Origin of the sequence: uncultured Methylobacterium sp., from assembly GCF_964251405.1 — a bacterium.
GTDB lineage: Bacteria > Pseudomonadota > Alphaproteobacteria > Rhizobiales > Beijerinckiaceae > Methylobacterium.
In genome coordinates, this window is record NZ_CAXUJR010000061.1 from 11,701 (window position 1) to 21,998 (window position 10,298).

Sequence of the window (10,298 nt, forward strand, 5' to 3'; positions counted from 1 at the left end):
AGCGTCGCCCAATGGCAACGCTGGGGCACCGAAACGACGCGGAGAATTGTAAACCCGCGACGGCGTCACCATCTCCCTGCTATGCTGATCGCGACGACCGTCGCTTGATCGGTGACGGCCACGAGACCGGGTGGCCTCGGGTGACGCCGGATGTACGCGCACCCCCCGCCCGACATCCGTGGCCGTCGACCTTTTCCCTCCATCTCGTCGTTTCGAGTATCCACCATGGCCAAACGCACGAAATCGAAGCCGCAGGAGCGCGGCTCCGTCCTGTTCGACGTCCTCTACGAAGACGATTCCCGCGCCTCGAACCGTCGCGTGCCGATGGAGATCCTGGGCGGGCTCGACGGCGACGAGCCGGCGCGCGAGGTCATCGAGGAGCAGGACCGCACCATCGCCGAGAAGTCGGGCCGTCCGATGCGGGCGATCAAGAGCCTCACCCGCTCGCCGATCCGGGTCCAGACCGCCAACGACGACTGAGGCCGGCGGCAGCCTGCCCCCGCGGCGGGCGCCGACCGTCAGGCCTTCTTCAAGAACGCCGCCTTGAGGACGAGGCCCTTCACGGTCTCGGCGTTGCATTCGATCTCCGCCGGGTCGCCGGTCAGGCGGATGTTCCTGATGAGCGTTCCGCGCTTGAGTGTCGTCGAGGTGCCCCTCACCTTGAGGTCCTTGATCAGCGTCACGGAATCGCCCTCGTCGAGCCTGGTGCCGTTGGCGTCCCGTGTCTCCTCGGCGCTCACTGGTTCGCCTGGGTGTGAGGCGACATGTAGGGCTGGCCGGCCTCTGCCAGCGCCCGGTCCACCGCCTCGATGGCGAGCAGGATGCGCATGAAGTCCTCCGCCGCCGAGGCTGCCGCCAGTTCGCTCGATCCGATGCGCTTGGCGAGCGCGGTGCGCTGGCGCGCGAGGCTGGCGCGGGCGCGCTTCATGTCGGCGATGTCGTCGGAGGTCATGATGGGTGTTCCTTGCCTGTCGTGAAGCTGTTCCGGGCAAGCGTCCCGCTTCACCCCGCCCGCGGCTACTCGCCCGGCATCCAGTCGATCGACGGACGCTGCGCCAGGATGCGCTCCAGGTAGTTCGCCACGGCCTGCGCCCCGTCGGAATGCATCATCGCGACCGGATGCGCCAGATAGGCCCTGGCGAGTTCCAGAGGGATCCGGCCCGCCTGGAAGGCGCTCAGCACCTCGTCGATGAACGTGTCGTTGGCTTCGTTGAAGTCGCTCGACAGCTTCTTGCGGTCGTTAAGCGCCTTGATGGCCATCGGGATCTCCTGGTCGCAGCGAGGACGGACGAAACCGGCTTCTTCGGGACGCCTGCCCTGAAACGACAAGGGCCGCCGAACGGCAGCCCATAGGTCGATCGAATGGGTCGATCGAAGCCAAAACAAAGATTGCGGCGGGTGAACAGGATAGAACCCTACACCCCGGCCCTGGCAGGCTATTGCGGCGCGAGGCATGCCATAAAATATGATCGGGTCAAAGCGGTCTCAGTGAAAATCCCGCGACTTCGGCAGAATGCGAACGTTCCGGGGATGGCTGGACACGCCGCGCGGCTGCTGGGGATGCGCGACCTCGTCGGCGCGCGTGAGCTGGATTGCCACATTCGTGTCCTCCGAGAGGCCGTTGAGTTCTCCTGTGCGATCGAAGACGCGCTCCCCCATGAGATGCGTGACCCCTTCGGGGCTCCTCTGCACCCGACCCTCGACGAGCAGGAGCCGTGCGCTCATGATCTCGCGGCGGAAGCGCTCGAACGTTCGCGCCCACAGGACGACGTTGGTGATCCCCGTCTCGTCCTCGATCGTGATGAAGATGGCGTTGCCGGCGCCCGGGCGCTGGCGCATGAGGACGACACCGACCGTGCGGCAGAAGCTGTTGTCCGGCCCTATCGCGGTCTCCGCGCAGGTAGCGACGCGCTCCCGTGCGAAGATCGGCCGCAAGATCTGCATCGGGTGGGCCTTGAGCGAGAGGCGCACGGATCGGTAATCGGCTGCCACATGCGCGCCGAGCGACATGGCCGGCAGCGGGACGTCCAGCTCCGGGCCGAGTTCGCGCGCATCCGCCGCCGCGAACAGAGGCAAGGGCGCGTCGTCCGGCAGGCGGCGCACGGCCCACAGGGCCGCACGCCGGTCGAGCCCCATGGATCGGAACGCATCGGCCCCGGCGAGCAGGCGCAGGGCACGTGCGGGAAGCCGCGTCCGGGTCGAGAGCCCTTCGATGTCGCCGAACCCATCACCGCGGAGATCCGCGATGCGAAGGCTGTGAGCCTCGCTGAACCCCTCCACCTGCCGGAAGCCGAGACGCAGCGCCAACACGCCCTTCCCGTCGCGCTCCAGCGTGTTGTCGTGAACGCTGTGGCCGACATCGACCGGCCGTATCTCGACGCCGTGCTCATGGGCGTCCCGCACGATCTGCGCCGGCGCGTAGAAGCCTATGGGCTGCGAATTCAAGAGCGCGCAGGCGAAGACCGCCGGATGATGGCATTTGAGCCAGGAGGAGATGTAGACGAGCTTGGCGAAGGACGCCGCGTGGCTCTCGGGAAACCCATAGGATCCGAAGCCCTTGATCTGCTCGAAGCAGCGTTGTGCGAAATCCCTCGCGTAGCCCCGCGCCACCATGCGCTCGACCATCAGGGCCTCGAGGGTCTGGATGGTGCCGACGTTGCGGAAGGTCGCCATGGCCCGGCGCAATTGGTTGGCCTCCACGTCGGTGAACTTGGCGGCCACCATCGCGAGCCGCATCGCCTGCTCCTGGAACAGAGGCACGCCCAACGTCCTGACGAGCACGCGCTCGAGCTCATCGGCCTCGCCCTGACAGGGCGCCGGGGACGGGAAGGTCACCTCTTCGAGCTTGGCCCGGCGGCGCAGGTAGGGATGCACCATGTCGCCCTGGATCGGCCCCGGCCGCACGATCGCGACCTGAATGACGAGGTCGTATAACTCCTTCGGCTTCAGGCGCGGCAGCATGTTCATCTGCGCCCGGCTCTCGACCTGGAAGACGCCGACCGAATCCGCCCTCTGCAGCATGGCGTAGACGGCCTCGTCCTCCCTCGGCACCCCGGCGAGGTCGAGATCGTCGATGCCGTGGGCGCGCAGGAGATCGAAGGCCTTTCGGATGCAGGTCAGCATGCCGAGCGCCAGGATATCGATCTTCATGAGGCCGAGTTCGTCGATGTCGTCCTTGTCCCATTCGATGAAGGTGCGCTCCGCCATGGCGGCGTTGCCGATGGGCACGGTCTCGTCGAGGCGCCCGCGCGTGAGCACGAAGCCGCCGACATGCTGCGAGAGGTGGCGGGGGAAGCCGAGCAGACGGCGGGCGAGGCCCAGAGCGCGGTGGATCGAGGGATTCTCCGGATCGAGCCCCGCCTGGTGGATATGCGCGTCGCTGATCTCGCTGCCCCAACTTCCCCACTGGGTCGAGGCAAGGCGGGCGGTGATGTCCGTGGTGAGGCCCAGCGCCTTGCCGACCTCCCGCATGGCGCTGCGCGGCCGATAGCTGATCACGGTCGCCGCGATGCCGGCCCGGTGGCGCCCATAGCGGGCGTAGATGTACTGGATGATCTCCTCGCGCCGCTCGTGCTCGAAATCCACGTCGATATCGGGCGGCTCGCGCCGCTCTTTTGAGAGGAAGCGGGCGAAGAGGAGATCGTGCTCGTTGGGATCGACGGCCGTGATGCCGAGCGCGTAGCAGACGGCGGAATTGGCCGCCGAGCCCCGCCCCTGGCAGAGGATGCCCTTGTTCTCGGCCACGCGCACGATGTCGAGGATCGTCAGGAAGTAGCGCGCGTAGTCGAGCTTGGCGATGAGGGCGAGCTCCTCGTGGAGCAGTGATTCGACCTTGGCCGGGATGCCCTCGGGATAGCGGATTCCGGCGCGCGCCCAGGTCTGCTCCTCCAGCCAGCCCTGCGCGCTCCAGCCCAGCGGGACCGGCTCGTCGGGATAGTCGTATTTCAGTTCGGCGAGCGTGAAATCGATCCGTGCCAGGAGGCTCTGGATCTCGGCGATGGCCTCGGGGACGTCCCGGAACAGCCGCGCCATCTCCTCCGGCGGCTTGAGGTGACGCTCGGCGTTGGCTTCGAGCCGTCTGCCGGCCGTCTCGATCGTCACGCCCTCCCGGATGCAGGTCAGAATGTCCTGCAGGTCTCGGGCGCCCGGCCTGTCGTAGAGGGCGTCGTTGACGGCGATCAGCGGCACGCGCGCGCTCGACGAGAGAGCCTTGAGGCGGGCGAGCCGCCGAAGGTCGTCGCCCCGCCTGTGCAGGGACGCGCCGAGCCAGACTGCGCCGGGGGAAGCCTCCTGCATGCGCGCCAGCGCTGATGCGACCCCGTCGCCGCGACGCTCGGGCAGGAGAATCAGCAGGAGGCCCTCCGGATCGCTCAGGAGATCGTCGAGGTGGAGGATGCAGGCCCCCTTCCGCGCGCGGCGGTTGCCGAGGGTGAGAAGACGGCAGAGGCGGCCCCAGCCTGGCCGGTCGACCGGATAGGCGACGACGTCCGGCGTCCCGTCGGCGAAGACGAGCCGTGCCCCGACCACGAGCCTGAAGGCCTCGGCCCGCCGCTTCAGCACCCCGCGTGAGACAGGATCGCCCTCCGCCAGGGGGTCCTCGACATGGACGTGTTCGCCGGGGCCTGAGCCTTCGCGAAGCGTCCTGGGCGGCGGTACGCCCTCGGCACGCAATTCCTTGAGCGTCGCATGGGCGCGGACGACCCCGGCGACCGAGTTGCGGTCGGCGATCCCGATCCCGGCATGGCCGAGTGCCAGGGCCGTCGACACCATCTGCTGCGGGTGAGACGCACCGTGCAGGAACGAGAAGTTCGTGGCCGCTACGAGCTCCGCATAGGCGAGTTCCGCATAGGCCGGCGCGTCGGCTCTCATGCGAACAGCCCGTGCACGAACCAGAGCGGTCGCGTGGTCTCGCGTTCGTAGAGCCCGGCGCGGAACAGCCAGAACCGACGACCATCCGCATCCTCGACACGGTAATAATCCCGCGTCCGAGCTTCGGGCCGGCGCCACCATTCCGCCGCGATGCGCTCCGGCCCTTCGGCGTACACGACCACGTGAAGCACGCGCCGCCAGCGGAATCGTAGCGGCGGCCCGTCCGGCACCTCCGCGATCGCCTCGATCGGCTGCGGCGGCTGGAACAGCTGCAACGGGCGCAAGGGCGGCTCGCCGGGTTCCGTCCGCGGCCAGGACACCCGCAGCACCGAGGTGGCCGAGACCGGGACCAGCCGCGAGGCCCGGACTGGATCATGCGTATCGACGGTTGCGAAACGCAGGACGCGTGAGGCACCGAACCGCGCCACGAGCCGGTCGACGAGATCCGAGACCTCGTCCGCCTCCGCAGCCCTGCCGTCGAGCTCCAGCTGAAGCGCCGCCAGCGGTTCGGCGATTGGGACAGCGAGCCGGACGAGGTCGAACCCGTAGCCAGGATCGAGCGGATCCGCCAGCGCGTCGAGCCGCTCGCGCAGGAGGCGCAGGATCGCCTGCGCATCGCGCGAGGGCCTGCCTGTCTCGACCCTGATGCGCCGGACCGCGCCGTCGGTGCGGAAGAAGCTCGCCTCGAAGGCCCGCCCACCGCACCCAGCCACCGCGAGTAGATCCATGACCCGGACGACGAGATCCTGAAGCGCCGCCTCGATCGCCACGGCGTGGGCGATCGGTTCGGCGAAAGCCTGCTCCAGGCGATAGGCCAAGGGCAACCGGAGCGGCGTGATGCGACGATCCTCCCGGCCCAGCACGCAGTGCAGACGGGCCAGCAGGTCCTGGCCGAAACGGGCCGCAAGCGGCCGGCTCGGCAGGTCCGCAAGGTCGGCGATACGTCTCAGGCCGGCCAACGAGAGCGAAGCTCGGGTCTCCGGCTCCAGTCCAAGCGCCAGGATCGGCAGAGGCCGCGTGGCGGCCTCATCGCTGCCCGGCGGCACGACGGTCTCTCTCCCGAAGCGGGCCAGGGCACGCGCGGCATCGGGCGTGCCGGCGATCACGGCGCGCACCGCAAAGCCGCCTTGCCGGAACCGTTGCAGGGTCTCCCCTCGCAGCGAGGCCTCGCCGCCGAAGAGGTGGTCGCAGCCGGTCACGTCGAGGATGAGCCCGTCCATCGGGTCGAGGGCGACGAGCGGGGTCCAGCGGTCGCAGGCCTCGGCCATCCGGCCGAGCAGTGCCGCATCGGCCTCCGGATCGTGGTCGGCCGCCGCGAGCCCAGGGATGCGAGCCCAGGCATCCGCGAGGGTCAGGCCGGCGCTCAGCCCGAGCGCCATGGCCTTCCGGCACACCGCGGCGAGTCGTGACGCCCCTCCGATCGCCTCGACGAGTACGAACGGCTCAGCCGGTACGCCGCCGCGGCGTTGCGCCGTCAGCTGCCACCGGTCGGTCGACAGGAACGGGAACCACAAAGCGAGATAGCGGCGCGGCTGCGGCGGGCGAGGCGAAGGAGAGGCTGTCACGGTCCCACTCCAGGTGCCAGGTACGAAGGTCGAGCCCCACCCGATTGCGCAGCAACGCAGCGGCGAAGGCGGGGCGGCCGGGCGCGTTCGCCTCCAGCGGCATCGAGATCGAGGCCGCGACGCTCCAGCGGGTGGCCGCCGCGCTCGGGCAGGGGGCGGCGTCGAGTCGGATCATCACGATGGTGACACCGGAACCACCCGCCGCCAGCGCCAGCCGTCGGCTCGCCGTCTGGTCGAGAATCTTCGGACTGCCCCAGATCTCGACAAGGGCCACGCCGATCGCTGGGCAGCGCGCAACCTCGGCCGCCGCCCGCAAGGTTGCTGTCGGGTCCCTGGCACGCACCACGAGGAGCCGCGCGGGGTCGAGCCCGAACGCCGCGAGCCCATCGCCGTAAAGCCCGCCCGCCTGGGCATCGGCGGTCTCGTGCCTCACCCAGACCAGCGAGCGGCTACCCATGACCCTCAGGGCCAGACTCAAGCCGAAGCCGGTCGCCGCAGCGGCATCCGCAGCACCGCGCGCATAGATCTCGTGCAGCGCTCCGCGGGCCAAGCCACCGAGCCAGTCGTCGAGCTCCGGCAGGCCGAGGCCGAACACCCCATCGACCGCACGCGCCACGCCACTCGTTTCCAAGGCCAAGATGGCGCGCCGCAACGCGGGCAGGGTCATGGGGCGTTTGGGAATCATAAATGTTCTCTGTTTGTTCTACCAACAATCCTCTGCTGAAGGTGGAGTCAAGCAGGCGCAGGCATCGCCGCGCAGATATGAACAGGAAGGATGGTTCAAGGAAGCGAACAGGAAGATCCTTCGCCTTCCCTCAAGTTGTCCACGCAACCGGACAGCATTATGGCCCAGGATCCCCGAACGGAACCCCGAGCCACAAACAAGTTCGGCCGCTCTCGCGGCTAACTCGTAACTCTCTAAAGAAATGGAGTAAATTGGAGCGGGCGAAGGGATTCGAACCCTCGACCCCAACCTTGGCAAGGTTGTGCTCTACCCCTGAGCTACACCCGCTCACAACCGTGCCGCAGAGGAGGAAGTGCCCCGGCGGCCCCGGACGGCGTCTCTAAACACCATTCCGCCGGCCGTGGCAAGCACCGAAATCGGAACGATGGTAGCCGGCGCGTTTTCCCCGGACCGCTCGCTTGCCCGGGTGCCCGGTTGCCTACCAGCTTGCCGTGGGGGACCGCCCATCGCGGATCTCGCCGAGCCGATCGCGGGTGGCGCGGGTGGTCTCCTCCGGCAGGGCATCGAGCGGAAAGAAGCCGCAGGCGGCGATTTCCCGATCCGGCGTCTTGTCCTTCAGGACGCTGAAGGCGGGGGCGACGTAGAGGGCGATATGGTCCCGGCCGGAGCTGGCGCGATTGTGGAAGAAGCCGTGGAGCCGCAGCGGCACGGCGGGGTCGAGGGCGATCTCGGCCTCCTCGCGAAACTCCCGGGTCATGGCCCCGACCGCATCCTCTCCGGCCTCCACGCCTCCCCCCGGCAGGTGCCAGCCCGACACGTAGGTGTGGCGCACGAGGCAGACGCGCCCCTCCCCGTCGATCGCGGCGCCACGCACCCCGAGGGTCATCCCCCGCTGCGCGAGGGCGCCGAGATGGAACAGGCGTCTGAAGAAGGGCTGGTCGAGGATCATGGTTTCCGTCGGGATGAAGGTCGGCACGAGGCCGGACGCGTTGCCGGTCCTCAGGTCACGACGAGACTGATGGTCCCGAGGCCGGCGATCTGCGCCAGCATAGTCTGGCCTCGCTCCACCGGCCCGACGCCCGAGGGGGTGCCCGTGAAGATGAGGTCGCCCGGGGCCAGGGTGAAATAGGTCGAGAGCAGCGCGATCTGCTCGGGGATCGACCAGATCATGTCCGAGAGGTCACCGGCCTGGCGCCGGTCCCCATCGACGTCGAGCGTGATCGCCCCGCTCGCCAGGCCCCCCACCGCCTCGACCCGGTGCAGAGGCCCGATCGGCGCCGAGAAGTCGGCGGCCTTGCCCAGATCCCACGGCCGGGCAAGCTTCTTCGCCTCGTCCTGAAGGTCGCGACGGGTCATGTCGAGGCCGATGGCGTAGCCGTAGACGTGGCGACCCGCCACCTCGACCGGGATATCGGCGCCGCCCTCTCCCAGGGCTGCCACGAGTTCCACTTCGAAATGGTAGTTTGCCGTGCGTGGCGGATACGGGTGCTCGGCGACTGCGTCCTCCGGCACCACCTGCAGGGCATCGGCCGGCTTCATGAAGAAGAACGGCGGCTCGCGGTCCGGGTCGGCGCCCATCTCGCGGGCATGCGCCGCGTAGTTGCGGCCGATGCAGTAGACCCGTCGCACGGGGAAAAGGTCGTCGCTGCCCACGATCGGGAGCACGATGCGCGGCGGGTTCGGGATGACGGACAGCATGGATGGCCTCGCTCTGTTGGTGTCTCGGTTTCGGTCCGCGGGCGGGGCGGGCCTGCACGGGCTGTCCCTCCCCGCTATCATAGTGAGCTGCCACCGGCGTACCAGTCGTCGCCCGAATCCCACCGTTCACCCCGCGAGAGGCGATCCCGCATGACCCCACCCGCGACGCTCCTCGATACCCTCGCCGGCCGGCTCGGCGAGAAGCATGTCCTCACCGACCCCGACATCATGGCCCCGGCCCTCGTCGAGACGCGCGGGCTCTACCAGGGCCGGGCCCTCGCCGTGGTCCGGCCGGCCGATACCGCCGAGGTCGCCTTCGTGATCGAGACCTGCGCCGGGGCACGGGTCCCTGTCGTGGCGCAGGGCGGCAATACCGGTCTCGTCGGCGGCGGCGTGCCCGAAGGCGGCATCGTGCTGTCGCTTGTGCGCCTCGACCGGGTGCGCGGCCTCGATCCTCTCGGCTCGACCATCACCGTGGAGGCCGGCGTGACCCTGGCCGACGTGCAGGCCGCGGCCGGCGAGGCGGGACTCCTGTTCCCGCTCTCGCTGGCCTCGGAGGGCTCCTGCCGGATCGGCGGAAACCTCGCCACCAACGCCGGCGGCACCGCGGTGCTCGCCTACGGAAATGCCCGCGACCTCGTGCTCGGGCTCGAGGTGGTGCTCGCCGACGGGCGGGTCTGGAACGGGCTGAAGGCCCTGCGGAAGAACAACGCCGGCTACGATCTCAAGCACCTCTTCGTCGGCTCGGAAGGCACGCTCGGGATCATCACCGCCGCGGTGCTCAAGCTGTTCCCGAAGCCGCTCTCGCGCGCCGTCGCCTTCGTCGGCCTCGCTTCGCCGAGGGCGGCGCTGGCGGTCTTCGAGCGGCTGCGGACCCAAGCCGGGCCGGACCTCACCGCCTTCGAGTACATCCCCCGCTTTGGGCTCGAGATCGTCCTCAGGCACCTGCCCGGCGCCCGCCGGCCGCTGGCAGGGGACCATGCCGCCTATGCGCTGATCGAGCTCTCGGCCACCCGCCCCGGCGCATCTCCCGGCGACGACCTGACGGAGATGCTGGCCGGAATCATCGAGGAGGAACTCGTCGAGGACGCGACCATCGCGTCGAGCGGCGCGCAGGTGGACGCCCTCTGGGCGCTGCGCGAGAACCTGTCGGAGGTTCAACGTCAGGAGGGCGGATCGATCAAGCACGACGTCTCGGTGCCGCTCGGCCGTCTCGCGGACTTTCTGGAGGAGGCCACCGCCGCCTGCGAGGCCGCGATGCCGGGCCTGCGCGTCTGCGCCTTCGGCCATTTCGGCGACGGCAACATCCACTTCAACCTCAGCCAGCCCATCGGCATGGACAAGGCCACCTTCCTGTCGGAATGGGGCCGCTTCAACCGGATCGTTCACGACATCGTGCACGCGATGGACGGCTCCATCGCCGCCGAGCATGGGATCGGCCAGATCAAACGCGACGAACTGGCGCGATACGCGGATCCCGT

10 protein-coding genes and 1 tRNA gene are annotated in these 10,298 nt (G+C 69.0%); 2 read left to right on the forward strand and 9 right to left on the reverse strand.

Going from position 1 to position 10,298, the window contains the following annotated elements; all coding sequences use genetic code 11:
* Window positions 1-225: 225 nt before the first annotated feature.
* A complete protein-coding gene (locus tag ACFE7U_RS12030) occupies window positions 226-480 on the forward strand; it encodes a hypothetical protein (RefSeq protein ID WP_375409964.1) in 255 nt (84 codons plus the stop codon).
* Between the two features lie 38 nt (window positions 481-518).
* On the opposite strand, the gene ACFE7U_RS12035 is transcribed toward ACFE7U_RS12030, so the two are convergent.
* The 9 genes from ACFE7U_RS12035 to ACFE7U_RS12075 form a co-directional block, all read right to left on the reverse strand.
* Window positions 519-740, reverse strand: coding sequence for an alkylphosphonate utilization protein (locus ACFE7U_RS12035; protein ID WP_375409965.1), 222 nt, complete (start codon window positions 738-740; stop codon window positions 519-521).
* Window positions 737-952: a hypothetical protein gene (locus ACFE7U_RS12040; RefSeq protein WP_375409966.1), complete on the reverse strand. Its 216-nt coding sequence runs from the start codon at window positions 950-952 to the stop codon at window positions 737-739. Before ACFE7U_RS12040 ends, ACFE7U_RS12035 begins: the two co-directional genes overlap by 4 nt.
* 65 nt (window positions 953-1,017) lie before the next feature.
* Window positions 1,018-1,260 (reverse strand): hypothetical protein, encoded by a 243-nt coding sequence (locus ACFE7U_RS12045; protein WP_375409967.1) that lies wholly within the window; start codon window positions 1,258-1,260, stop codon window positions 1,018-1,020.
* Between the two features lie 225 nt (window positions 1,261-1,485).
* Complete coding sequence (locus ACFE7U_RS12050; protein WP_375409968.1) at window positions 1,486-4,869, reverse strand: error-prone DNA polymerase; 3,384 nt, start codon at window positions 4,867-4,869, stop codon at window positions 1,486-1,488.
* The gene (locus ACFE7U_RS12055; RefSeq protein ID WP_375409969.1) at window positions 4,866-6,248 is read right to left on the reverse strand and encodes a DNA polymerase Y family protein; all 1,383 of its coding nucleotides are present in this window, start codon (window positions 6,246-6,248) and stop codon (window positions 4,866-4,868) included. The genes ACFE7U_RS12050 and ACFE7U_RS12055 overlap by 4 nt, the downstream gene beginning before the upstream one ends.
* A gap of 64 nt (window positions 6,249-6,312) precedes the next feature.
* Window positions 6,313-7,101, reverse strand: a complete 789-nt coding sequence (locus ACFE7U_RS12060) for an ImuA family protein (RefSeq protein ID WP_375409970.1) — start codon at window positions 7,099-7,101, stop codon at window positions 6,313-6,315.
* Window positions 7,102-7,371: 270 nt separating this feature from the next.
* Window positions 7,372-7,446, reverse strand: a tRNA-Gly gene (locus ACFE7U_RS12065).
* Between the two features lie 151 nt (window positions 7,447-7,597).
* The gene (locus ACFE7U_RS12070; RefSeq protein WP_375409971.1) at window positions 7,598-8,068 is read right to left on the reverse strand and encodes an NUDIX domain-containing protein; all 471 of its coding nucleotides are present in this window, start codon (window positions 8,066-8,068) and stop codon (window positions 7,598-7,600) included.
* Window positions 8,069-8,118: 50 nt separating this feature from the next.
* Window positions 8,119-8,817, reverse strand: a complete 699-nt coding sequence (locus ACFE7U_RS12075) for a fumarylacetoacetate hydrolase family protein (RefSeq protein WP_375409972.1) — start codon at window positions 8,815-8,817, stop codon at window positions 8,119-8,121.
* Between the two features lie 150 nt (window positions 8,818-8,967).
* On the opposite strand from ACFE7U_RS12075, the gene ACFE7U_RS12080 reads away from it, so the two are divergent.
* On the forward strand, window positions 8,968-10,298 hold a 1,331-nt coding region (locus ACFE7U_RS12080), incomplete at its 3' end, for an FAD-binding oxidoreductase (protein WP_375409973.1).